Source organism: Sphingomonas sp. A2-49, from assembly GCF_025548555.1.
Classification (GTDB): Bacteria; Pseudomonadota; Alphaproteobacteria; order Sphingomonadales; family Sphingomonadaceae; genus Sphingomonas.
In genome coordinates, this window is the sequence record NZ_JAJLPA010000016.1 from 1 (window position 1) to 23,516 (window position 23,516).

26 protein-coding genes are annotated in these 23,516 nt (G+C 70.1%); 10 read left to right on the plus strand and 16 right to left on the minus strand.

Annotated elements, in window-relative coordinates; genetic code table 11:
* Positions 1–7: 7 nt before the first annotated feature.
* From LPN01_RS12705 to LPN01_RS12720, 4 genes are all read right to left on the minus strand, one after another.
* Positions 8–910 (minus strand): hydrogen peroxide-inducible genes activator, encoded by a 903-nt coding sequence (locus tag LPN01_RS12705; RefSeq protein WP_262828792.1) that lies wholly within the window; start codon positions 908–910, stop codon positions 8–10.
* Positions 911–1,258: 348 nt separating this feature from the next.
* The gene (gene ahpF, locus LPN01_RS12710) at positions 1,259–2,845 is read right to left on the minus strand and encodes an alkyl hydroperoxide reductase subunit F (protein WP_262828793.1); all 1,587 of its coding nucleotides are present in this window, start codon (positions 2,843–2,845) and stop codon (positions 1,259–1,261) included.
* 110 nt (positions 2,846–2,955) lie between these two features.
* Positions 2,956–3,519 carry an alkyl hydroperoxide reductase subunit C gene (gene ahpC, locus LPN01_RS12715; protein ID WP_262828794.1) on the minus strand — a complete coding sequence of 188 codons (564 nt, stop codon included), beginning with the start codon at positions 3,517–3,519 and terminating at the stop codon, positions 2,956–2,958.
* A 142-nt stretch (positions 3,520–3,661) separates the two neighbouring features.
* Positions 3,662–4,435 carry a sulfite exporter TauE/SafE family protein gene (locus LPN01_RS12720; protein ID WP_262828795.1) on the minus strand — a complete coding sequence of 258 codons (774 nt, stop codon included), beginning with the start codon at positions 4,433–4,435 and terminating at the stop codon, positions 3,662–3,664.
* 171 nt (positions 4,436–4,606) lie between these two features.
* Between LPN01_RS12720 and epsC the strand changes: the two genes are divergently transcribed.
* Together epsC and LPN01_RS12730 are read left to right on the plus strand one after the other, a co-directional pair.
* Positions 4,607–5,299: a serine O-acetyltransferase EpsC gene (gene epsC / locus LPN01_RS12725; protein WP_262828796.1), complete on the plus strand. Its 693-nt coding sequence runs from the start codon at positions 4,607–4,609 to the stop codon at positions 5,297–5,299.
* Positions 5,299–5,637 carry a DUF2794 domain-containing protein gene (locus LPN01_RS12730; RefSeq protein WP_262828797.1) on the plus strand — a complete coding sequence of 113 codons (339 nt, stop codon included), beginning with the start codon at positions 5,299–5,301 and terminating at the stop codon, positions 5,635–5,637. Before epsC ends, LPN01_RS12730 begins: the two co-directional genes overlap by 1 nt.
* A 34-nt stretch (positions 5,638–5,671) precedes the next feature.
* Here the strand turns inward: LPN01_RS12730 and LPN01_RS12735 are convergent, their stop codons facing one another.
* The 10 genes from LPN01_RS12735 to LPN01_RS12780 form a co-directional block, all read right to left on the minus strand.
* The gene (locus LPN01_RS12735; protein ID WP_262828798.1) at positions 5,672–6,697 is read right to left on the minus strand and encodes a hypothetical protein; all 1,026 of its coding nucleotides are present in this window, start codon (positions 6,695–6,697) and stop codon (positions 5,672–5,674) included.
* A 91-nt stretch (positions 6,698–6,788) separates the two neighbouring features.
* On the minus strand, positions 6,789–7,694 hold the full coding sequence (locus LPN01_RS12740) for an SDR family NAD(P)-dependent oxidoreductase (protein ID WP_262828799.1): 906 nt from the start codon (positions 7,692–7,694) through the stop codon (positions 6,789–6,791).
* An 89-nt stretch (positions 7,695–7,783) separates the two neighbouring features.
* A complete protein-coding gene (locus LPN01_RS12745; protein ID WP_262828800.1) occupies positions 7,784–8,218 on the minus strand; it encodes a hypothetical protein in 435 nt (144 codons plus the stop codon).
* Positions 8,219–8,341: 123 nt separating this feature from the next.
* Positions 8,342–9,034 carry a phosphate regulon transcriptional regulator PhoB gene (phoB, locus tag LPN01_RS12750; RefSeq protein WP_163959145.1) on the minus strand — a complete coding sequence of 231 codons (693 nt, stop codon included), beginning with the start codon at positions 9,032–9,034 and terminating at the stop codon, positions 8,342–8,344.
* A complete protein-coding gene (phoU, locus tag LPN01_RS12755; protein ID WP_262828801.1) occupies positions 9,034–9,744 on the minus strand; it encodes a phosphate signaling complex protein PhoU in 711 nt (236 codons plus the stop codon). The genes phoB and phoU overlap by 1 nt, the downstream gene beginning before the upstream one ends.
* Before the next feature lie 12 nt (positions 9,745–9,756).
* Positions 9,757–10,515, minus strand: coding sequence for a phosphate ABC transporter ATP-binding protein PstB (gene pstB, locus LPN01_RS12760; RefSeq protein WP_262828802.1), 759 nt, complete (start codon positions 10,513–10,515; stop codon positions 9,757–9,759).
* Positions 10,512–11,768 carry a phosphate ABC transporter permease PstA gene (gene pstA, locus LPN01_RS12765; protein WP_262828803.1) on the minus strand — a complete coding sequence of 419 codons (1,257 nt, stop codon included), beginning with the start codon at positions 11,766–11,768 and terminating at the stop codon, positions 10,512–10,514. Before pstA ends, pstB begins: the two co-directional genes overlap by 4 nt.
* Positions 11,761–13,137 carry a phosphate ABC transporter permease subunit PstC gene (gene pstC / locus LPN01_RS12770; protein WP_262828804.1) on the minus strand — a complete coding sequence of 459 codons (1,377 nt, stop codon included), beginning with the start codon at positions 13,135–13,137 and terminating at the stop codon, positions 11,761–11,763. The genes pstA and pstC overlap by 8 nt, the downstream gene beginning before the upstream one ends.
* Positions 13,138–13,261: 124 nt before the next feature.
* Positions 13,262–14,308 carry a substrate-binding domain-containing protein gene (locus LPN01_RS12775; RefSeq protein ID WP_262828805.1) on the minus strand — a complete coding sequence of 349 codons (1,047 nt, stop codon included), beginning with the start codon at positions 14,306–14,308 and terminating at the stop codon, positions 13,262–13,264.
* Positions 14,309–14,362: 54 nt separating this feature from the next.
* Positions 14,363–15,601, minus strand: coding sequence for an ATP-binding protein (locus LPN01_RS12780; protein ID WP_262828806.1), 1,239 nt, complete (start codon positions 15,599–15,601; stop codon positions 14,363–14,365).
* Positions 15,602–15,731: 130 nt separating this feature from the next.
* On the opposite strand from LPN01_RS12780, the gene LPN01_RS12785 reads away from it, so the two are divergent.
* From LPN01_RS12785 to LPN01_RS12800, 4 genes are read left to right on the plus strand one after another with little or no spacing between them, the layout of a single operon-like run.
* Positions 15,732–16,154 (plus strand): hypothetical protein, encoded by a 423-nt coding sequence (locus tag LPN01_RS12785; protein ID WP_262828807.1) that lies wholly within the window; start codon positions 15,732–15,734, stop codon positions 16,152–16,154.
* A gap of 3 nt (positions 16,155–16,157) precedes the next feature.
* A complete protein-coding gene (locus LPN01_RS12790) occupies positions 16,158–16,424 on the plus strand; it encodes an HPr-rel-A system PqqD family peptide chaperone (RefSeq protein WP_262828808.1) in 267 nt (88 codons plus the stop codon).
* Entirely contained in the window at positions 16,421–17,275 is an 855-nt protein-coding gene (locus LPN01_RS12795) for an HprK-related kinase A (RefSeq protein WP_262828809.1), read from the plus strand. The genes LPN01_RS12790 and LPN01_RS12795 overlap by 4 nt, the downstream gene beginning before the upstream one ends.
* Complete coding sequence (locus LPN01_RS12800) at positions 17,260–18,291, plus strand: nucleotidyltransferase family protein (protein WP_262828810.1); 1,032 nt, start codon at positions 17,260–17,262, stop codon at positions 18,289–18,291. Before LPN01_RS12795 ends, LPN01_RS12800 begins: the two co-directional genes overlap by 16 nt.
* Positions 18,292–18,304: 13 nt before the next feature.
* Here the strand turns inward: LPN01_RS12800 and LPN01_RS12805 are convergent, their stop codons facing one another.
* On the minus strand, positions 18,305–18,997 hold the full coding sequence (locus LPN01_RS12805) for an HAD-IA family hydrolase (RefSeq protein ID WP_262828811.1): 693 nt from the start codon (positions 18,995–18,997) through the stop codon (positions 18,305–18,307).
* Positions 18,998–19,059: 62 nt separating this feature from the next.
* Between LPN01_RS12805 and glmU the strand changes: the two genes are divergently transcribed.
* The 4 genes from glmU to glmS are packed head-to-tail and all read left to right on the plus strand — an operon-like array spanning position 19,060 to position 23,026.
* Complete coding sequence (gene glmU / locus LPN01_RS12810) at positions 19,060–20,412, plus strand: bifunctional UDP-N-acetylglucosamine diphosphorylase/glucosamine-1-phosphate N-acetyltransferase GlmU (protein WP_262828812.1); 1,353 nt, start codon at positions 19,060–19,062, stop codon at positions 20,410–20,412.
* A gap of 25 nt (positions 20,413–20,437) precedes the next feature.
* Complete coding sequence (locus LPN01_RS12815; protein WP_262828813.1) at positions 20,438–20,809, plus strand: ribbon-helix-helix domain-containing protein; 372 nt, start codon at positions 20,438–20,440, stop codon at positions 20,807–20,809.
* Positions 20,806–21,186: a PIN domain-containing protein gene (locus LPN01_RS12820; RefSeq protein ID WP_262828814.1), complete on the plus strand. Its 381-nt coding sequence runs from the start codon at positions 20,806–20,808 to the stop codon at positions 21,184–21,186. The genes LPN01_RS12815 and LPN01_RS12820 overlap by 4 nt, the downstream gene beginning before the upstream one ends.
* 16 nt (positions 21,187–21,202) lie before the next feature.
* A complete protein-coding gene (gene glmS / locus LPN01_RS12825) occupies positions 21,203–23,026 on the plus strand; it encodes a glutamine--fructose-6-phosphate transaminase (isomerizing) (RefSeq protein ID WP_262828815.1) in 1,824 nt (607 codons plus the stop codon).
* 52 nt (positions 23,027–23,078) lie between these two features.
* Here glmS and LPN01_RS12830 read toward each other — a convergent pair whose 3' ends face one another.
* A complete protein-coding gene (locus LPN01_RS12830; protein WP_262828816.1) occupies positions 23,079–23,504 on the minus strand; it encodes an organic hydroperoxide resistance protein in 426 nt (141 codons plus the stop codon).
* Between the last annotated feature and the right edge of the window lie 12 nt (positions 23,505–23,516).

Below are 23,516 nucleotides of genomic sequence, written 5' to 3' on the forward strand. Positions count from 1 at the left end.
GGTTGCATCAGCGTGCCTCGGCCAGCGCTTCGGCGAGAAGCTGGAAATCCTTCTCGCGCGGCGACGCGCGCCGCCAGACGAGCGCGATCCGCCGCACGGCATTGTCCGCATCGAGCGGGCGCGCGACGATGCCGGTATGGTCGAGTATGCCGGCCTTCAGCGCCATTTCGGGCAGCATCGTCATGCCGAGCCCGTTGTCGACCATCTGCACGATCGTGTGGAGCGAGGTGCCGAGCATCGTCGCCTCGGCCCGCAGTTCGGGCCGGTTGCAGGCGGACAGCGCATGGTCCTTCAGGCAATGGCCGTCCTCGAGCAGCAGCAGCCGCGTCTCGTCGATCAGCGCGGCGGGGATCTTCGGCGGATCGCTCGGCATGTCCTGCGGCTGGTAGGCGACGAACAGGCGATCGTCGAACAGCGGGTGCGACGCGACGTCGCCGCAGGCGAAGGGCAGGGCGAGCAGCACGCAATCGGTACGCCCGTTGTGCAGCCCCTCGCACGCCGCGCCCGACGGTTCCTCGCGCAGGAACAGCTTGAGGTCGGGATAGTCGCGGCGCAGGCGGGGCAGGATATGGGGCAGCATGAACGGCGCGATCGTCGGGATGACGCTCATCCGCATCTCGCCCGACAGCGGCCGGCCGGCGGCGCGGGCGATATCGCCCAGTTCCTCCGCCTCGCGCAGCACGCGGCGCGCCTTGTCCGCGATCCGGTCGCCGAGCGGCGTGAAGCGGACGACGCGCCGGGTACGCTCGACCAGCGTCACGCCGATCAGCGTCTCGAGCTCGCGCAGGCCCGCCGACAGCGTCGACTGGGTGACGAAGCACGCTTCCGCAGCGCGGCCGAAATGGCCCGCGTCCTTCAGCGCGACGAGATACTGGAGCTGTTTGAGCGTGGGGAGATACGTCGCCGCCATGCGCGGGGCGATAGAGGCGCCGCGGGGGAGGCGCCACCCCCAATCCTGCGCTTTTGCGGTGGGCACCACAGCGGCGCGGGGGATCTCGTTCGCCTCTGGTACGGCGGACGGGCAGCCACGGGCGGTAATCCCGCAGTGCTGTGCCCATCATTCGCAGGTGCGGATCGCGGAACGTCATTCCTCCCCGGTACGGGGAGGGGGACCGCCCGGCGCAGCCGGGAGTGGAGGGGCAGTCGCGGGCAATGGTCCGGCTGGGCTGCCCATCCGCCATTCGCTGGCGCGAACGGTCCCCTCCCCTGCGAAAGCAGGGGAGGAATTGCGGGGATCGTTCCCCTGCGGAAGGGAGGGCTATTCCGCCGCTTCTTCCCAGTCGTGGGTTTCCTCGGCGGGCATGCGGATCAGATGGTCGAACGCCGACAGCGCCGCCTTCGACCCTTCGCCCATGGCGATCACGATCTGCTTGAAGGGCACCGTCGTCGCATCGCCCGCCGCGAACACGCCGGGCAGCGACGTCTGGCCGCGATGGTCGACCTCGATCTCGCCGCGCGGGCTGAGCGCGATCGCACCGGCGAGCCATTCGGTGTTGGGCACGAGCCCGATCTGCACGAACACGCCCTCCAGATCGATACGGTGCACGCTGTCGCGGTTGCGATCGCGATAGGACAGGCCGGTCACCCGGTCGCCGTCGCCGTCCACCTCAATGGTTTGCGCGGAGGTGACGATGCGGACGTTGGGAAGGCTGGCGAGCTTGCGCTGAAGTACCGCGTCGGCGCGCAGTTCCGCATCATATTCGATCAGCGTGACGTGCGCGACGATGCCGGCGAGGTCGATCGCCGCCTCGACTCCCGAATTGCCGCCGCCGATCACCGCGACGCGCTTGCCCTTGTACAGCGGCCCGTCGCAATGCGGGCAATAGGCGACGCCCTTGTTGCGATAGGCGTCCTCGCCCGGCACGTTCATCTGCCGCCAGCGCGCGCCCGGGGACAGGATGACGGTGCGCGCACGCAGCGACGCGCCGTTCGCCAGCGCGACCGTGTACAGCCCGTCGGGCCCGGCCGGGACCAGCCGCTCGGCGCGCTGCAGGTTCATGATGTCGACGTCATAGTCGCGCACATGGCGTTCGAGGTCGGCGACGAGCTTCGGCCCCTCGGTGTGCGAGACGGAGATGAAATTCTCGATCGCCATCGTGTCGAGCACCTGCCCGCCGAAGCGTTCGGCGACGATGCCGGTGCGGATGCCCTTGCGCGCGGTGTAGATCGCCGCCGCCGCGCCCGCCGGCCCGCCGCCGACGACCAGCACGTCGAACGCATCCTTCTGCGCGATCTTCGCCGCGGCGCGGGCGGGCGCATCGGTGTCGAGCCGCGCGACGATCTGTTCGAGCTCCATCCGGCCCTGTCCGAACACCTCGCCGTTCAGGAAGATCGTCGGCACCGCCATCACCTTGCGGTCCGCGACCTCGTCCTGGAACAGGCCGCCGTCGATCGCGGTGTGGGTGACGCGGGGGTTGAGCACCGCCATCAGGTTGAGCGCCTGCACCACGTCGGGGCAGTTCTGGCACGACAGCGAGAAATAGGTTTCGAAGTGGAAGCTGCCCTCCAGCGCCTCGACCTGCGCGATCAGCTCCTGCGCGGCCTTCGAGGGATGGCCGCCGACCTGGAGCAGCGCCAGCACCAGCGAGGTGAATTCATGCCCCATCGGCAGGCCGGCGAAGCGCACGCCGATGTCGGTGCCGACGCGGCGGATCATGAAGCTCGGCTTGCGACGGTCGTCCGCGGCGACGACGGCGATGCTGTCCGACAGCGCCGCGATCTCGTCGACCAGCTCGCCCATCTGGCGCGACTTGGCGTCGTCGCCCAGGCTCGTCACCAGCTCGATCGGCTGGCGGATGTTGACCAGATAGGCCTTCAGCTGCTGCGTCAGATTGGCGTCGAGCATGATGGAATTCCTGAAATGCGGGCGTCGTAGAGGGCAGGCGCGCCGCCCCGTTGCGAAGGGGCGGCGCGGCAGGGTCCGGCGCCCGCGCGGTGCGGGCGCCGGACGTCGCGTCAGATCTTGCCGACGAGGTCGAGACTGGGGGCGAGCGTCTCTTCGCCCTCTTCCCACTTGGCCGGGCACACCTCACCCGGGTGCGCGGCGATGTACTGCGCGGCCTTGATCTTGCGCAGCAGCTCGGCGGCGTTGCGGCCGACGCCTTCCGAGGTCACCTCGACCAGCTGGATCGTGCCCTCCGGATCGATCACGAACGTGCCGCGATCGGCCAGGCCCTGACCTTCGCGCAGAATGTCGAAGTTGCGGCTGATCGCGTGGCTCTGGTCGCCCAGCATGTAATAGTTGATCTTGCCGATCGCCGGCGAGCTGTCGTGCCACGCCTTGTGGCTGAAGTGGGTGTCGGTCGACACGCTGTACACCTCGACGCCCATCTTCTGGAGCGTCGGATAGACGTCGGCGAGGTCCTCGAGCTCGGTCGGGCAGACGAAGGTGAAGTCGGCCGGATAGAAGAAGAATACCGCCCATTTGCCGAGCACGTCGGCATCGCCGACGCTGACGAACTTGCCCTGGCGATACGCCTGGGTGGTGAAGGGCTTCAGCTTGCTGCCGATGAGGGACATGATCGCGTCTCCGGTGGAATGGATGAACGCGGGATATGGGGTGTCATGCCGCAGTGCAAAATCAATCTCTTTCCGCGACGTGATCGCCTGAGACGATCAGCAGCGAAAAGAGTGACTTAGCGGACCAAGGGCAGCCGCAATTTCACTTCGCGAACGCGGCATAGACCGACCAGGCACTGGTCAGCGTCAGCAGCACGCCGACCAGCGCCATCAGCTGGCGGGTCGGCACCCGCTTGGCGAGCACGCCGCCGATCGGCGCCGCGACCAGCCCGCCGATGAGGATACCCAGCGTATGGACGGTGAACGCCGACCAGCCGATCGCGATGAAGAACGTCACCGACGCGGTCGCGGTCAGGAAGAATTCGGCGGTGTTGACGGTCCCGATCGTGTGCCGCGGCGTCGCCCCCTGGATCAGCAGGTTGCTCGTCACCACCGGCCCCCAGCCGCCGCCACCGGCCGCGTCGAGGAACCCGCCGACGAGGCCCAGCGGCGCGATCACGCGCGGCTTGCGCGGCTCGATCGTGCCCTTCACGGCGCGGAACAGAAGGTAGAGCCCGATGCAGGCGAGGTAGAGCATCACGAACGGCCGCGCGACCGAGGCGTCGATGTTCGACAGCAGCGTCGCGCCCAAAATCGCGCCGATCATGCCGGGGATGACCAGCCGCCGGAACAGCTTCCAGTCGACGTTGCGATGCGCGATGTGGCTGATGCCCGACGCGGCGGTGGTGAAGGTCTCGACCGCGTGCACGCTGGCGGAGGCGACCGCCGGCGGCACGCCCATCACCGTCACCAGCAGCGTCGAGTTGATGACGCCGAACGCCATGCCCAGCGCACCGTCGACGACCTGCGCGGCGAAACCGATCGCGATGAACGGCACCACCTGGCTCCAGTCGATGGCGGTGAGGAAATCTGGCATCGGCGCGCGTAACTCCGCAAGGCGCGGGAAGGTCCGCCCGGCCTTACCTGCACGTCCGGATCAATCCCGACAACAAAGCTGGGCTTTGCCCGCGCCAAGCTGCGGCGGCGCGGGCATGGAAATCGGCGGGCGGAGCGATTACATGCGGCGGGGTTTGAAGGGATATGGTGGATGTTCGGACGGCTCGGCGCCTATCTCGATTCGATCAGGGCGCGCGATCCGGCCCCGCATTCCCGGGCGGAGATCCTGCTGTATCCCGGCGTCTGGGCGCTGGGGCTCCACCGCGTGGCGCATCGGCTGTACCGGCGCCGGCTGTTCTTCCTCGCCCGGCTGGTCAACCACATCGCGCGCGGCTGGACCGCGATCGACATCCATCCGGGCGCGAAGATCGGCCGCAATTTCTTCATCGACCACGGCTTCGTCGTGATCGGCGAAACGGCGGAGATCGGCGACGACGTCACTATCTACCAATGCGTGACGCTCGGCGGGACCAGCCCCGACAACGGGGTCGCGGGCAAGCGCCATCCGACGCTGGCCGACGGTGTCATCATCGGGTCGGGCGCACAGGTGCTGGGGCCGATCCTGGTGGCATCGCGCGCGCGCGTCGGCGCCAATGCGGTGGTGACGCGCGACGTGCCCGAAGGCGCGGTGATGGTCGGCATCCCGGCGCGCGCGACGATGGTGGAGGGCGGCGCGGCGACGGTGCCGAGCCGCTTCGTCCCCTATGGCACGCCGTGCAGCGAGATGTTCGACCCCGCCACGCAGAAGATGGAGATCATGCGCTGCGAACTCGAATCGATGCGCAAGCGGCTCGACGCGCTGCTCGCCGAGCAATCGCCCGAAGCGGAGCGTGACCGCGCCTGATGGGTATCGTCACGCCGTTTCCCCATGCCGCCCCGCCCGCGCAGGTCGGGTTCGAGCGCGCCGAGCTCAACCGTATCCTCGACCTGTATGGCCGGATGGTCGCCGCGGGGCATTGGAAGGATTATGCGATGGATCTGGGCAAGGACGCCGCGGTCTTCGCCGCGTTCCGTCGCGCCGCCGAACGCCCCGAGTTCCGCATCGAGAAGCGCCCGGCGCTGCGCGGGCGGCAGGGGCAGTGGGCGCTGATCGGCGAACAGGGCATGGTGCTGAAGCGCGGCCATGAGCTGGGTCCGGTGCTCGCACCGGTCGAACGGCGGCTGATGAAGCTGGTCGACTGAGCGTCCCCCGGCACCGGCCGGGGGACGCGGATCGTCACGCCACCGCGACTGGGGGCAGGCGATGGCGCAGCGACTGCGACAGCGCGGTGACCACCGCACGCCGCATCGGCTGCCAGAACGCCGACAGGCTGAGCAGCGCCGATCCGATCACGAACGCGGTCAGCGCCGCACCCAGTTCGATCGCGCCCGCGCTGCGGAACAGGGCGTAGAGCGCCGCCAGCACGTAGACGAGGCCGGACACGAGCAGCGCGCGGCGGTCGACCGCCAGCGCGACCGCGGCGAAGCAGAGGTAGAGCGCCAGCACGACCAGCGCCTTGCCCGCGCCGATGTCGCCCGCGAACACGCCGAGCATCTGGAAGATCGAATGTGCGATCATCGGCGCGGCGGCGAGGTGCAGCCAGAAGGCGACGTCGGCGCGCCGCGTCTTGCGTTCGGTGTCGCTCATGTCCCAGCGCATGGCGACCGCGAACACCGCCAGCCCGCCGATCAGCAGCAGCGGCCAGACCGCCTGCCTGATGTCCGGGATCGCGGCGACGACGAGTCCGATGCCGGTCGCGACCAGCGCCGCCGCCCCCGCCGCGACCGTGATCGGCACCATGAACCGGCGCCAGTGCAGCCACGCCGCGCCCGCGGAACAGAGCCCGATGGCCGCGGCGGCGAGCGCGCCGGCGCGTCCGTCGATGTCCGGCGCGATCGTTTCGACCAGCCCGATCAACCCGCCGGCGACGCCCCCGACGAAGGCGACCAGCAGCAGGATGCTCGGCAGCGCCATGCGGCGGCGCGCGGTGAAATATTCTGCGAGGGCCCAGGCCGCGGCGGCGACCAGCGCACCGCCCGCAGGCTTCGCGATCGACAGGCCGATCTGTCCCACCGCGACGAGCAGCAGTACGATCGCGATCGAGACGAAGATGTCGTTGAATCCGGTCAGCAGCCGGAAATGTTCCTCGTCCACTGCCGGCGTCGCGTGGCTCGCGGCGACGTGGCGGCGCAGCGCGGCGGCGGCGTCGGGCGAGATCGCCCCCGCCGTCACCGCGCCATCGATGTCGCTTTCGCTGTACATGGCCTTCCTCCCTTGTTGACCGGAAGGCGGTACCAGCTGTGTATTATGGAATCAATACACCTGTCGCGAGCGCGGAAGGGAGGCAGGGGTGTCAACCGCCTTGCAGGAGCTTACCGATCGACATCGACTGTTCCGCGCCCGTCCGCGGCACGATTTCGTCCGTGCGGTCCGCGATCGCTGCCCAATGCGCGGCGACGCCTTCGGGCGACAGGTCGTCGCCGGTGAGCAGCGCGCCCCTGGTCAGCGTGACGTAGGACGTCTGGAACGCGCCCGCGCCGGCGCCGAGGATGACGTTGGTCGGCGCGTCCTCGCTGACCAGATACAGCGCGCCCGGCGCGACCTTTTCGGGCGCGAACGCCTTGAACGCGGCGTCGGGGAACAGGTCTTCGGTCATGCGGGTGCCCGCGGTCGGTGCGATCGTGTTGACGCGGATGTTGTTCTTCGCGCCTTCGATGCTGAGCGTCTTGGTCAGGCCGGCGAGGCCCATCTTGGCGGCGCCGTAGTTCGCCTGGCCGAAATTGCCGAACAGTCCGGTCGACGAGGCCGTCATCAGCACGCGGCCGTAATTCTGGTCGCGGAACGTCTCCCAGCATGCCTTGGTGGCGAAGGCGGACCCGATCAGATGGACGCGGACGACGAATTCGAAATCGGCCGGATCCATCTTGGCAAAGGTCTTGTCGCGCAGCACGCCGGCATTGTTGATGAGGATGTGGACGCCGCCCCAGGCTTCCTTCGCCTTGGCGACCATCTCCGCCATCTGATCGAAATCGGCGACATTGCCGCCGTTCGACATCGCCTCGCCGCCCGCCGCGCGGATCTCCTCGACCACCGCCAGTGCGGCGTCGGAATGGCCGGTGCCGTCGCGCGCCCCGCCGAGGTCGTTGACCACCACCCGCGCGCCACGCCGCGCCAGTTCGAGCGCATAGTGGCGACCGAGGCCCCCGCCGGCACCGGTCACGATGGCGACGCGGCCATCGAAGCGAATGGGATTGGACATGGAAAAGGCGCTCCTCGTACCCGTGGAGCGCCTTTCCCTAAACGTTAAGTAGCATCTGGCAACCGGCTTTGCCGGCCGCCGTCAGCGGCTCACTTGCCGCCGCGCTGCATGCACTTGTCGTACTGACCCTTCTTGCAGATCGGGTACTTCGCCAGCGGTGCCGGGGCGGGATAGGCCTCGGCCGGCGACGGCGCGGGACGGAATGTGGGCTGAACCCCCGCTGTGGGCGTGCCGGTCACCGCCGAACCGGTCGGGGCGTAACCGCCGACGGGATCACCCGAACCGGTCGCCATCGGCGCCGGCGTACCGGCCTGCGGCATCGGTGCGGCGGGCGCTGGCGCGGCCGGATCGGCTGGTGCCATCGCAGGGTCGCCCGCGGCCGGCGCCGCTGCCGGATCGGCAGGCGCGGTGGCGGGGTCGGCGGGTGCGGTCTGCGCATCGGCGGGCGGCGGTGGCGGCGGCGTGGTCTGCGCCAGAACCGGGGCGGCGATCAGGGCCGTGGCGGCTAGCAGAATGAGCTTCATCGCGGGGTCTCCTTTGGAATCTCATGCGCCGAATGGCTTCGACACCCCCGCCCAACGCCCGATGCGGTATTTTTCTCCGTCGTTTCGTATGCGATTCTATCCGGCCCCGTCCCGGCGGGCAGGTCAGGCGCCCGAATCGAGCGAATAGCCCGCCGACCGTACCGTGCGGATCAGGTCGGGGCGATCGCCGACGTTGATCGCCTTGCGCAGGCGGCGGATGTGGACGTCGACGGTGCGGCTTTCGATGTCGCTGTCGTGGCCCCAGACCGCGTCGAGCAGCCGTTCGCGGCTGAACACCCAGCCGGGATGTTCCAGGAAGTGCTTGAGCAGGCGGAATTCGGTCGGCCCCAGCGGCACAACCTCGCCCGAGCGGCGGACCTTGTGGCCGACCGTATCCATCTCGATGTCGTCATAGGTCAGCGCCTCGCCGGCGAGCGCCGGACGGACGCGGCGCAGCACCGCGCTGACGCGGGCGACCAGTTCGCGCGGGGAAAAGGGCTTGGTGACGTAATCGTCGGCGCCCGTCTCCAGCCCGCGGATGCGGTCCTCCTCCTCGCCGCGCGCGGTCAGCATGATGATCGGCACGTTCTGCGTCTCGGTCATCCGGCGCAGGCGACGGCACACCTCGATGCCCGACAGTCCCTCGACCATCCAGTCGAGCAGCACGATGTCGGGCGCCTTTTCCTTGGCGAGCAGCAGCGCTTCTTCGCCGTCGGGGGTGTGCGCGACCTCGAAATCCTCGCGCTTGAAGTGATAGATCAGCAGTTCGGCGAGGGCGGCGTCGTCCTCGACCAGCAGCATGGATGCGCGTGCCATCAGCGTTTGTCCTCGAAGTTGGCGCCGCCGCGGTCGCGGTCGGCCATCTGGGTGCCGGTAGCGGCGAAATAGACCATTTCGGCGACATTGGTGGCGTGGTCGCCGATCCGTTCCAGGTTCTTGGCGACGAACAGCAGGTGCGCGACCTGGCTGATCGTGCGCGGATTCTCGACCATGTAGGTGACGAGCGTGCGGAAGATGCTGTCGTAGAAATCGTCGAGCGCGGCGTCGCTCTCGACCACCCGGATCGCCGCTTCCGCGTCGCGCGCGGCGAAGGCGTCGAGCGCGCGGCGCACCATGTCGCTCGCCATCCGCGCCATCGACGGCAGCAGCGAAATCGGCTCGATGCGGTGGTCGCCGCCCTCGTTGGTGCTGGCGATCATCGGCACGCGCTTGGCGATGTTCTTGGCATAGTCGCCGATCCGCTCGACCACCGCGGCGATCTTCAGCGCCGCCACCACCTCGCGCAGGTCGACCGCCATCGGTGCGCGCAGCGCGATGATCCGCACCGCCAGCCGCTCGACCTCCGCCTCGATCGCGTCGATCGCCTTGTCGTCGGCGCGCACCCGCGCCGCGAGTTCGGGGTCGGGGCGGGCGAGCGCCTGCATCGCCAGCCCGATCGCGTCCTCGGCCAGCCCGCCCATCTGCGAGATCATGCCCCGCAGCTGGCCGATGTCGGCGTCGAACGCCTTGACGGTATGTTCAACCATGTGCGCCGATCCTTAGCCGTAGCGGCCGGTGATATAGTCGCGGGTGCGTTCCTCCCGCGGGTTGGTGAAGATGTCGCCGGTGCGCCCGAACTCGACCAGCCGGCCGAGGTGGAAGAAGGCGGTCTGCTGCGAGACGCGCGCCGCCTGCTGCATGTTGTGGGTGACGATGACGATCGCGTAGCGGCCCTTCAGCGCGTGGATCAGCTCCTCGATCTTCGCGGTCGCGATCGGATCGAGCGCGCTGCACGGCTCGTCCATCAGGATCACCTCGGGATCGACCGCGATCGCGCGGGCGATGCACAGCCGCTGCTGCTGGCCGCCCGACAGCGCGGTGCCGCTGTCGCTCAGCCGGTCCTTCACCTCGTCCCACAATCCGGCGCGGCGCAGCGATTGCTCGACCATCGCGTCCAGGTCGGCGCGCGCCGTCGCCAGCCCGTGGATGCGCGGGCCGTAGGCGACGTTCTCGTAGATCGACTTGGGGAAGGGATTGGGCTTCTGGAACACCATGCCGACCCGTGCGCGCAGCTGCACGACGTCCATCGCGGGGGCATAGATATCCTCGCCGTCGAGCAGGATCTGCCCCGTCACGCGCGCCGACGGCACCGTGTCGTTCATCCGGTTGAGCGTGCGCAGGAAAGTCGACTTGCCGCAGCCCGACGGGCCGATGAAGGCGACGACATTGTCCTGCGTCACGTCGATCGAGACGTGGTCGATCGCCTGGTTGGCGCCGTAGAAGACGCTGACGTCGCGGGCGGAGATCTTGGGGGTCACCAGCGGGTCTCGAATCGGTTGCGGAGGTAGATGGCGAGGCCGTTCATCGCGAGCAGGAAGACGAGCAGCACGACGATCGCCGCCGACGTCTTCTCGACGAAGCCGCGATCGACGTCGTCGGACCACAGGAAGATCTGCACCGGCAGCACGGTCGCCGGATCGGTCAGCCGCGACGGTGCGGCGGCGATGAAGGCACGCATGCCGATCATCAGCAGCGGCGCGGTCTCGCCCAGCGCCCGCGCCATGCCGATGATCGTGCCGGTCAGGATGCCGGGCAGCGCGAGCGGCAGGACGTGGTCGAACACCACCTGGACCGGGGAGGCGCCGACCGCCAGCGCGGCGTCGCGGATCGAGGGCGGCACCGCCTTGATCGCGTTGCGGCCGGCGATGACGATCACCGGCATCGTCATCAGCGCCAGCGTCAGCCCGCCGACCAGCGGCGCCGAGCGCGGCAGGTGCAGCGTGCCGAGGAACACCGCGAGGCCGAGCAGCCCGAAGATGATCGACGGGACCGCGGCCAAATTGTTGATCGACACCTCGATCAGGTCGGTCCAGCGGTTCCGCGGCGCATATTCCTCGAGGTAGAGCGCCGCCAGCACGCCGATCGGAAAGGCGAGGCCGATCGTGACGAGCATCGTGAGCAGCGATCCCTTGAAGGCGCCCCAGATGCCGACGCGGGTCGGGTCGGTCGAATCGGCCCCGGTGAGGAAGCCGAGGTTCCAGCCGGTGTCGAGCACGCCCCGCGCCGCCAGCCGGGCAACGATCGCCTCCGCCGCCGGGCTGCCGTCGTGCTTGGCGGCGACGTCGATCGCGCTCGCGACGGGCACGGCGATCGTCAGCCGGCCGTGCAGCACGGCGGGATCGTGCTCGATCCGGTCGCGCACCACCAGCCACGCGCCGTCGGACAACAGCATCGTGCCGTCGCGGCCATAGGCCCGCACCGCCGCCGCATCGACCGCGGTTTCCAGCCCGGTGGCGGCGAGCGCCAGATCCGCGCCCGGGCCCTGCACCTGCGCCGCCGTCACGGGCAGCCGCGCCGCGGCGAGATCGACCGGCAGCAGCACGCGCGTGCTGCGGAACCCGCTCGCCCCCTGCCACAGCATGCTGGCGAGCAGGAAGGCGAGGAACCCCGCCGACAGCCATACCGCGGCAAGCCCCATCAGCCGGAAGCGGCGCTCGGCCGCATAGCGCCGGCGCGTGCGACGCTGCACCGCCGCGGCCTTCCAGTCGGTCGGCTGGCGGGGGCTATTCATACGCCTCGCGATACCGCTTCACGACGGTCAGCGCGACGATGTTGAGCGCCAGCGTGATAACGAACAGCGTCAGCCCGAGCGCGAAGGCGGCGAGCGTCTTGGCGCTGTCGAACTCCGCCTCGCCGGTCAGCAGGTCGACGATCTGCTTGGTGACGGTGGTGGTGCTGGCGAAGGGGTTGGCGGTAAGCGTCGCGACGCCCGATGCGGCCATGACGACGATCATCGTCTCGCCGATCGCCCGCGACACCGCGAGCAGGATGCCGCCGACCACGCCGGGCAGCGCCGCGGGCAGGATGACGCGGCGGATCGTCTCCGATTGCGTCGCGCCCATCGCCAGGCTGCCGTCGCGCATCGCGGCCGGAACCGCGGCGATCGCATCGTCGGCCATCGACGAGACGAAGGGGATAATCATGATCCCCATCACCGCGCCCGCCGCCAGCGCGCTTTCCGACGAGGCATCGGCGATGCCCAGCGCGAGGCCGAACTGGCGCACCGCGGGTGCCACGGTAAGCGCGGCGAAATAGCCGTAGACGACGGTGGGCACGCCTGCGAGCATCTCCAGCACCGGCTTCATCCAGCGGCGGGTCGAGCCCTTTGCATATTGGGTCAGGTAGATGGCGCTCATCAGCCCGAACGGGATCGCCACCGCCATCGCGATCACCGCACCGATAAAGAAGGTCCCCCAGAACAGCGGCACCGCGCCGAGCGACGCGCCCGGATCGCGCGCATCGATGACCTGCGGGCTCCAGTGCGTCCCGAACAGGAACTCGCCCACCGGCACGATGCGGAAGAAGCGCGCGGATTCGTACAGCAGCGACGCGACGATCCCGACCGTGGTCAGGATCGCGATCAGCGATGCGGCGAGCAGCAGCAGCATGACGCCGCGCTCGACCTGCGTCCGCGCGGCGAAATCGGGGCGCACGCGCGTGAAGGCGACGCCGCCGCCGGTGAAGGCGAGCAGCAGCGCCGCGGCGGTCGCGATCCAGTCGTAGCGCGCCTGCGCGGCGGCATAGGCGGGGGCGAGGTCGCGCGACAGCGCATGGAAGGCGCCGTGGCCCCGCCCGGCGGCGAGCGCCCGCGCCTCCGACAGGATCGACGCGCGCTCGAAGCCCGAGGCGGGCAGCGCCGCGGCGGCCGGGGTCGCGACGACCGCGTCGGTGACCAGCGCGGGCGAGGTGAGGCTCCACACGGCGAGGAACAGCAGCGGCGGCGCCAGCGCGCAGATCGCGACGAAATAGCCGTAATGGACAGGCAAAGCGGTGAACCGCGCCACCCCCGGCTTGCGGAACGTCGCCGCCCGCATGCGCGCCACGAGCCAGCCGATCAGCGCGAGCCCGACCACGACGATAACGATCGCGAGCCCGCTCATGCTGGCCGAAATCCGTCGGCCGGGAGTCGGGGGGTGGCAAGGCGCGCGCCGCCTGCCAGCGCTGCCCCTGCGGCGCGGTGAGCCCCGGAACCGGTCCGGGGTGACGGGGCGAGCGCATCGCGCGTCACGACGGCAGCGTCGCGGGATCGAGCGGCGTCTCGTCGGCCACGACTGCCGCCGCCTTCGCCCGCACCGCGGCGGGAGCGGCGATCAGGCCGCGGCGGACCAGCGGTCCCTGCGGTCCCCACGCGCCCGCATAGAGGCTCAGGAAAGTCGCGAGCCCCGGCACCGCGCGCAGGTGTGCGATCTTGACGTACAGGTAGAGCGGCCGCGATCCCGGATAGGCGCCGGCGGCAATCGTCGCATAGGTCGGGCGGACCCCGTCGATGGCGACGCCGTTCACGCTCGCTGCATTCTGTTCGAGATAGCTGTAGCCGAACACGCCGATCGCGGTCGGATTCGCCGCCAGCTTCTGCACGATCAGATTGTCGTTCTCGCCGGCGTCGACATAGGCGCCATCCTCGCGCACGCGGGTGCAGCGCGCCCTGTGCGCCTCCGGATCGAGCGCCTTCGCGGCCGGATCGGTCGCCTCGCAGCCCCGCGTCAGGATCAGTTCGGCGAGCGCGTCGCGCGTCCCGCTGGTCGCCGGGGGGCCATAGACCTGGATCGGCGTCGCCGGCAGCGCCGCGTTGACGTCGCGCCACAGCCGCGCGGTGTTGCGCCGCCCGAGCGGTGCTGCCGCGAGCGCGCGATACAGGTCGGCGGGGGTCAGCGTCATGCCCGGCCCGCCCTTCGCCTCGGCGAAGGCGATGCCGTCGATCCCGACCTGCACCTCCATCACCGGACCGACGCCGTTCGCCGCGCAGGCGGCATATTCGCCGCGTTTCATCCGCCGCGACGCATCCTCGATATCGGGATGGCCCGCGCCGACGCCCGCGCAGAACAGCTTCATCCCCGCGCCCGTGCCGGTCGATTCGATCACCGGCGCCTTCGCATCGGGATTGTTGGCGACGAACGTCTCGGCCACCAGCGTCGTGAACGGATAGACGGTCGACGATCCCACCGCGGTGATCTGTTCGCGCGATCCGCCGCCGCCGCCGTCGGCCTGGTCCCGACAGGCCGCCAGGCCCAGGGCCGACGCGACGAAAAGGCCGAGAGAAGGAAGGCGCATCGGGTTCCCGCAGGCGACCCCGAGTCGCCACGCCCCGCCTGTGTGACGGTTCGGTTACCCTTTGATGACACCCGTCCCGGACGCGGCGCGCGCGAGCGTTTCCGCCGGCGGGATCGCGACGGTCACGGTGGTGCCGATGCCGACCTTGCTCGCGATGTCGAGCCGGCCGCGATGCCGCTCGACGATATGCTTGACGATCGCAAGGCCGAGCCCGGTGCCGCCGACGCTGCGGCTGCGCCCGGCGTCGACGCGATAGAAACGCTCGGTCAGGCGCGGGATGTGCTGGGCGGCGATCCCTTCGCCCTCGTCGGTGACGGCGAGGCGCAGCAGCCCCGACCGGTCGAGGCCGAGCTGCACCGTCACCGGCGTCCCGGCGCGGCCGTATTTCATCGCGTTGCCGATCAGGTTGTGGAGCAGCTGCGACAATTGCGCCTCGTCGCCGATCACTGCGGGCAACGCCGGCTCGACCGTGACCGCGACGTCGTCCGCCCGCGGGCTGCGCGCCGCCGCGATTTCCGCCACGACGTCGTCGAGCAATTCGCCGAGGTCGATCCGGGCGTCGGGCAGCCGGTATTTCTCCGCCTCGATCCGGCTGAGCGAGATCAGATCCTCGACCAGCCGCTGCATCCGCTGCGCCTCGGCGAACATCACGTCGAGGAAGCGCTTGCGCAAGGCCGGGTCCTCGCCCGCCTCCTCGTTCAGCGTCTCGATGAACCCCAGGATCGAGGCGAGCGGCGTGCGCAGTTCGTGGCTGGCGTTGGCGACGAAGTCGACGCGCATCTTTTCCGCCGCGTAATTGCCGCTGCGGTCGACCAGATGGACGATGCGCGCGCCATCGCCGGTCTCGCCGGTGCGCATCTCCCATTTCTGGTCGGGGGTGCCGAGCCCGACCAGCTCGACGGGGCGCCCCGGCAGCGGCGCGCCAGAGGTCAGGCGGTCGGCGGCGGCGGGATGGCGGATCGCGACGCGGACGTCCTCGTCGACGATATGACGGCCGAGCAACGCCCTGGCCGCGGTATTGGCGCAGGTGACGATGCCGCCGCGGACCAGCAGCACGGGTTCGGCGATCACGTCGATCACCTCGGCCAGCAACAGGTTGGCGTCGGGGGCACTGTGCCCGGTCGCCGCGATCCCCTCGTCGCCGCGGCCCATGGCGGCGAGGGCGGCGGCGACCGCCCCGACCAGCGCCACCGCCGCGCCGTCGATGCGCCCGTCCACCGCCAGCACGCCGATCGCGGCGGCGAGCGCGATCCCCAGCGCGCCGCTGAGCCGTCGGGCGAATCGGGACATCATGCGCGTCTGGCTAGCCGAGGTTGGCCGCGACGGGGAGGGGGATCGTCGGGCCTTGCCCCCGCGCGCCGGAAAGGCCGGGCGCTTGCCAGTGGTTAGCGAATGTGAAAGCAAGATCCGCTAGCGGGGGGCCATGAGCGACGAGACGCCTATCGAGGGCAACGATCCGACGGAGGGGGCGGCGGCGCCCCTGGCCGACCGCCGCCGCGTGCTGATGCTGGGCGCGATCACCGCGGGCGCGGTGGTGTCGATCCGGCCGGCGCTCGGCCAGACGGCGGGGTCGGTATTGACCTGCGAGATCCCGGTTCCCGACATGAGCCGAGCGGGCAGCTTCATCGATCCGACCGGGGCCGTCGTCCCTGCCGGGACCAAGGGCGCGTTCCCGCCCGCGCCCCGCCCGTTCAAGGGCGAGGAGGTGCGCCGCGCGCTCGCCGGCACGCAACTGCCCGGCACCAGCTACGAAAGCAACCGCGCCTATATCGGCTATATCCGCCGGCTCCAGCGCGGGCAGGGCGGCTTCACCTGTTTCGCCTCGTTGCAGATGCCGCGCGGCTGACCGTTGCGATACCGCGCCCCGCCACCCGAGGCGTTGCTGACCGCCGACCTCGACGCGTTCACCGCCGTCTTCCATCGCCCGTCCGGGATCACCCACCTGCTCGCCAGCCCGGCGCCGGAGATCCTGGCGGTGCTGGGCGACGCCTCGCTCGACCTCGACGACCTGCTGGCGCGACTGGCCGGACGCTTCGCGCTCGCCGACGCGGATCGCGACGCGCTCGCCGCCCGGCTCGACGAATTGCGCGAGGCGGGGCTGGTCGAGGCGACATGAGGCACAGCTTCACCGTGCGGATCGGCCCGATCGGCTTCCGGATCGGCAGCGACTGGCGCGCGCCGGTCGAGCAGCTGCGCGAGTTGTACCGCTTCTACCCGTCGCCGAACCTGCCCGATTTCACCGTGCGGCTGGAGGCGGGGCGGCCGTGGCGGCGCTGGATCCGCCCGTCGATCTGCATCGGCGGCGACCATATGCTGCCCGAGGCCGCGCCGTTGCCGCTGGCGCAGGGGCTGCTCGCCGCCGAAATGGCGATGAACCTGCAACTGGCGCTCGGCGGGCGACGGTTCCTGCTGCTCCACGCCTCCTGCGTCGAGCGCGACGGGCGCGCGGTGCTGATGACCGGCGAATCGGGCGCGGGCAAGTCGACGCTGGCGGTGCTGCTCGCCGCGCGCGGATGGCGGTTCATGGGCGACGAATTCGCCCTGATCGATCCCGACACCGGCCTCGTCCACGCCTTTCCCCGCCTCGTCAGTCTCAAGAACGAGGGCATCGCCGCCGCGCACGCGGCGCGCCCGGACGCGCAGCTCGGGCCGCTGCTGACGGGCACGCCCAAGGGCACCATCCGCCACATGGTCCCCGACGGACTCGCGGTCGGCGCCATGGACGAGCCCGCCCGGCCCGCGCTGCTGCTGTTCCCCCGCTTCGGTGCGGCGGCGGACGTGCGTGCGGTCCGGCCGAGCGAAGCCTTCGTGCGGCTGACGCAGGCGTCGACCAATTACGTCGCGCTGGGCGAGGCGGGGTTCGGCGCGCTCACCCGCCTGGTCCGCGACGTGCCCGCGCGTGCGATCGATTATCCCGACGGCGCGGCGGCGGTGGCGCAGGTGGAGGCGGCGTGGCGGACGCTCTGACCCTCGCCCGCGCGCTGGCCGACCCGCAGTCGCTGACGCTCGACACCGACTGGATCGGCCTCGTCACCACCGCGCGCGCCGAACGGCTGCTGGGCACGCTGGCGTATCGGCTCGATGGGCTGCCGTTGCCCGAGGACGTCGCGCTGTTGCTCGCCGACGCGCGCGACGCGGCGGAAAACGGGCGCCGCGCCGCGCTGTGGGAGGCGGAGATGGCGCGGCGCGCGCTGGCGCCGATCGGCTGTCCGGTGGTGCTGCTGAAGGGCACCGCGTTCGTCGCCGCCGGCCTGTCGGCGGGGCGGGGCCGGTCGATCGGCGACCTCGACATCCTCGTGCCGCACGCCGCGCTCGCCGCGGTCGAGGCGGCGCTGCTGGGCGCGGGCTGGGAATGGGTCAAGCCCGATCCCTATGACGATGCCTATTACCGCCGCTGGATGCATGAACTGCCGCCGCTGATCCACCGCACGCGCGACCGGATGATCGACGTCCACCACACCATCCTGCCGCTGACCGCGCGGGTCACGCCGGATGCGGCGGCGTTGCTCGCCGGCGCGGTGCCGCTCGGCAACGGCTTGTCGGTGCTGTCGCCCGAGGCGATGGTGGTCCATGCCGCCGCGCACCTGTTCGCCGACGGCGACCTGTCGGGTGGCTTGCGCAACCTGTGGGACATCCACTGCCTGCTCTGCGAGGGCGCCGAGGACGATCCCGATGTCGCGCTGGCGGTAGTCGACGAGGCCGCGCGGCACGGCCTGTCGGCGGCGGTGGCGCGCGCGCTGCGGCTGACGCACCGGATCTTCGGTACGCCTGTGACGCAAGCCGACCGGCCGGCGCGGGTCGGCGTGGCGCCGGCGCCGCTCGATGCCCTCTACCGCCGCCGCCTGCTCGCCCGCGACGACTGGGGGCGGCCGACCCGGCCGGTGACGCGGTTCGCCTTCTACGTCCGCTCGCACTGGCTGCGCATGCCGCCGGCCATGCTGGCGCGGCATCTGTGGACCAAGTGGCGCGCGCGCGGACGGTAGCGCGTGGTGCCCATCAGCGCGCCGCGAGCCGCTCCAGCGCCGGGATCAGTTCGGCATAGCCGTCGATGATCGCGTCCGCGCCGAGCTCATCGACCGGCTGCATCAGGAAACCGAACGAGCAGGCGACCGTGGGCAGCCCGGCGGCCTGGCCGGCGCGGATGTCGAAGACCGAATCGCCGACGAAGGCCGCGGTGCCGCCGCCGCAGCGCGCCAGCATCTCGTAGATCGGCTTGGGACTGGGCTTGGCGTTGCCCGGCCCCATCGTGTCGCCGCCGATGATGCAGGCGAAGCGCGGGGTCAGGTCGAGCGCGTCGAGCAGCTTGCGGGCCAGCGCCTCCAGCTTGTTGGTCACCACCGCCAGCCGCACGCCGCGCGCCGCCAGCGCGTCGAGCGTGTCGAGCACGTCGGGATAGGGCTGCGTCAGCACCGCGATATGCTCTTCGTACCAGGCGAGCAGCCGCCGGTGGAGCCGGTCGAGCGTCGCCTCGTCGCAGCCGCCCGAGGCCGCCATCCCCTGCGCCAGCATGTGGCGCGCGCCGCCGCCGATCATCGGCCGGACCCGTTCGACCGTCAGGGGCGCGCGGCCGATCGACCCGAGCGCGTGATTGACCGCCGCGGCCAGGTCGCCGCTGGTGTCGAGCAACGTCCCGTCGAGGTCGAATCCGACGATGTCGAACGGCGGACGGGGCGATGAAATCTGCGTCATATCGCCGCGCGGTGACGGCTCGGTATGGAAATGGCAAGCCTTCCATGGCAGGCGCTGGCGCCATGGACACGCCTCTCGCCGTCATCATCCTCGCCGCGGGCAAGGGCACCCGGATGAAGTCCGACCTGCACAAGGTCCTGCACCCGATCGCCGGTCGGCCGATGCTGCTTCACCTGATCGACAGCCTCGATCGCGCCGGGGCGGTCCGCCGCGTCGTCGTGGTCGGCGCGTCGGGCGAACAGGTCGAGCGCGCGGTCGCGGCGACCGGGGTCGAGATCGCGTGGCAGCACGACCAGCTCGGCACCGCACACGCCGCCTTGCAGGCGCGGGACGCGCTCGCCGGGTTCGACGGCGTCGCCATCGTCTGTTTCGGCGACACGCCGCTGCTCGCGACCGAGACGGTCGCGCGGCTGGCGGAACGGCTGGAGGCGGCGGACGCGCCGACGGTGGCGGTGCTCGGCTTCCGCCCCGCCGACGCGCGCGCCTATGGCCGGGTCATCGCCGACGCCGACGGCACGATCCGCAAGATGGTCGAGTTCAAGGACGCCAGCGCCGCGGAACGCGCCGTCGACCTGTGCAATTCGGGGGTCACCGCGGTGCGCACGCGCGATCTGTGGCGGCTGCTCGACGCGGTCGGCAACGACAATGCGGCGGGCGAATATTATCTGCCCGACATCGTCACGCTGGCGATCGCGGAGGGCGGTCGCGCGGTGGCGATCGAGACGGGCGAGGACGAGGTCGCCGGGATCAACAGCCGCGGCGAGCTGGCGGCGGTCGAGGCGGGCTGGCAGGCGGCGCGGCGCGCGCAGGCGATGGCCGATGGCGCGACATTGGTCGCGCCCGCCACGGTCTGGTTCGCGCACGACACGCAGATCGGCCGCGACGTGGTGATCGAGCCCAACGTCGTCTTCGGGCCGGGCGTCGACGTGGCGGACGGCGCCACGATCCGGGCGTTCAGCCATCTGGAGGGTGCGACCGTCGGCGCGCAGGCGGACGTCGGTCCCTATGCCCGGCTGCGCCCCGGCGCGACGCTGGCGGAAAAGGCGAAGGTCGGCAATTTCGTCGAGATCAAGAAGGCGGCGATCGGCGTCGGCGCCAAGGTGAATCACCTGTCGTATATCGGCGATGCCGAGGTCGGCGCGGACGCGAACATCGGCGCGGGCACGATCACCTGCAATTACGACGGTTTCTTCAAATACCGGACGGTGATCGGCGCGGGCGCGTTCGTCGGATCGAATTCGGCGCTGGTCGCACCGGTTTCGATCGGCGCGGGCGCGATCGTCGGGGCCGGATCGGTGGTGACGACGGACGTCGAGGCCGACGCCCTGACGCTGGTGCGGGCGCAACGCGCGACCAAGCCCGGCTGGGCGGCGCGCTTTCGCGACATGATGCGGGCGCGCAAGGCTGGAAAGTGATATCGGTCGATGATATCGTGAAGCTATGCGCACGCTGATCGACTTGCCCGAGGACGATATGAAATGGCTCGATCGCCGGGCGGCCGAGCAAGGCAAGTCGCGCGCCGCCTTGGTGCGCGAGGCGGTGTCGCAATACCGGGCGGAAGCGCCTGCTGCGGGGCCTCTGGATTGGCTCGAAAAGGGGTTCGGCCTTTGGGCGCGTCATGGCATCGTCATCGACCCCGCCGAATACGACCGACGCCGACGTGCCGAGTGGACCCGTCCTTGGGACGACGATTACGAGGAGGTGCGCGCCGAATCGCCCGACTGTTTCACGCCGGAGGACGATAGGGAACGCGCGCATTATCTCGCCTTGATGGCGAAGTCTGCCGTCAGGACGCCCGCGTCGGACGCATGAGCGGTTACAGCCTCGACGCCAATATTCTGATCGATGCGTTGCTGGGTCATGAGCCGGCGCATGTCGAATTGGCGCGCATCGGCGATACCGGTGAGGAATTGCGCATCAGTCGCATGGCGTGGATCGAAGTGCTGTCGAAGGGAGGGGAGGGCGTCGTACGCGAGGCCCTCCAGTTTCTGGGACGGTTCGCCCTCGACGAGATCGACGAGGACATCGCGCTGCGGGCGGCGGCGCTGCGGCGTCAGCGGGCGGGGCTGAAGTCGCCCGACGCCGTCATCCTCGCCACTGCGCAGATGCGCGGCCGCATTCTCGTTACCCGCAATACCAGGGACTTCCCGGCGAACATGCCGGGCGTCCGCATCCCCTACACCCTCTGAAGGCAGGTCCCGTACCATGTGTGGAATCGTTGGAATCGTCGGCGCCGAAGACGTCGCGGATCGTCTGCTCGACGGCCTCAAGCGCCTGGAATATCGCGGCTATGATTCGGCCGGTATCGCGACCGACCATGATGGCCGGATCGAGCGGCGGCGCGCGAGCGGCAAGCTGGTCAACCTCGCGAAGGAATTGGCCGCGTCGCCGCTGCCCGGCACCACCGGCATCGCGCACACGCGCTGGGCGACGCACGGCGGCCCGACCACCAACAACGCGCACCCGCACGCGACCGACGAGGTCGCGGTGGTCCACAACGGCATCATCGAGAATTTCAAGCCGCTGCGCGACGAACTGATCGCGCGCGGCCGCGTCTTCACCAGCGAAACCGATACCGAAGTCGTCGCCCACCTCATCAGCGAGAAGGTGGAGGCGGGGATCGAGCCGACCGCCGCCGTGCGCGAGGTGCTGCCGCGGCTGCACGGTGCGTTCGCGCTCGCCATCCTGTTCCGCAAGCATCCCGAGCTGCTGATCGGCGCGCGGCTCGGTTCGCCGCTGGTCGTCGGCCATGGCGAGGGCGAGACGTATCTGGGGTCGGACGCGCTGGCGCTCGCGCCGCTGACGCAGCGCATCGCCTATCTCGACGAGGGCGACTGGGTCGTCTGCACCGCCGAGGGCGCGCAGGTCTACGACCGGGACAACAAGCCCGTCGAGCGTGCCATCACCATCTCGGGCGTCACCGGCGACCTCGTCAGCAAGGGCAACCACCGCCATTACATGCTGAAGGAAATCTACGAACAGCCGATCGTCGTCGCGCAGACGCTGCGCTCCTACCTCCAGCGGATGGAGGAGCGGGTGACGCTGCCCATCCCCGATTTCGACCTGGCGGCGATCAGGCGCGTCACGATCGTCGCCTGCGGCACCAGCTATTACGCCGGGATGGTCGCCAAATACTGGTTCGAACAGTTCGCGCGCGTGCCGGTGGACATCGATGTCGCATCCGAATTCCGCTATCGCGGGCCGGTGATGGAGCCGGGCGGGCTGATGATCGTCATCAGCCAGTCGGGCGAGACGGCGGACACGCTCGCCGCATTGCGCCACGCCAAGGCGGAAGGGCAGACGATCGCCGCGGTCGTCAACGTGCCGACCAGCAGCATGGCGCGCGAGGCGGACCTGCTGCTGCCGACGCATGCGGGACCGGAGATCGGCGTCGCCAGCACCAAGGCGTTCACCTGCCAGCTCGCGGTGCTCGCCGCGCTCGCCGCCAACCTGGCGCGCGCCAAGGGCAAGCTGTCCGCCGCGGACGAGCGCGCGCTGGTGAAGCACCTGGCCGAGGCGCCGGCGGCGCTCAACGGCGCACTCGCCTATGACGAGGCGATCGAGGCGATGGCGGGCGTGATCGCGGGGGCGCGCGACGTCCTGTATCTCGGCCGCGGCACGGACTATCCGCTCGCCCTCGAAGGCGCGCTGAAGCTTAAGGAAATCAGTTACATCCACGCCGAAGGCTATGCCGCTGGCGAGATGAAGCACGGACCGATCGCGCTGATCGACGAGAACGTGCCGGTCATCGTCATCGCACCGTCGGGACCGCTGTTCGACAAGACGGTCAGCAACATGCAGGAGGTGCAGGCGCGGGGCGGCAAGGTCGTGCTCATCAGCGACTATGACGGTATCCAGGCGGCGGGCGAGAATTGCATCGCGACGATCACCATGCCCAAGGTGCATCCGCTGATCGCGCCGCTGGTCTATGCGGTGCCGGTGCAGCTGCTTGCCTATCACGTCGCGGTGGCGAAGGGCACGGACGTCGACCAGCCGCGCAACTTGGCGAAATCGGTGACGGTGGAATAGGCCACGACCGCGCCGGCCCGGCGACCCCGGGCGGCGCGGCCATGGCGCAGGGTCATGCCAGCGTCAGCCCGACGTCGACATTGCCGCGCGTCGCGTTCGAATAGGGACAGATCTGGTGCGCGGTCTCGACCAGCCGCTCCGCGGTTTCGCGCGCGACGCCGGGCAGCGAAACGGTGAGGTCGGTGGTGATGCCGAAGCCGCCCGCGGCACGGGGGCCGATGCCGACCGTCGCGGATACCGCGACCGCATCGGGGATCTTCACCTTCAATTGCTGGCCGGCGACCTTCAGCGCGCCGATGAAACAGGCGGAATAGCCCGCGGCGAACAATTGCTCCGGATTGCTGCCCTCGCCACCCGCACCGCCGAGTTCCTTGGGCGTCGACAGCGCGACGTCGATGCGGCCGTCGTCCGAACGGGCGTGGCCGTCGCGGCCGCCGGTCGCGGTGGCATTGGTGCTGTACTTGACGTCGATCGACATGGCGTTTTCCTC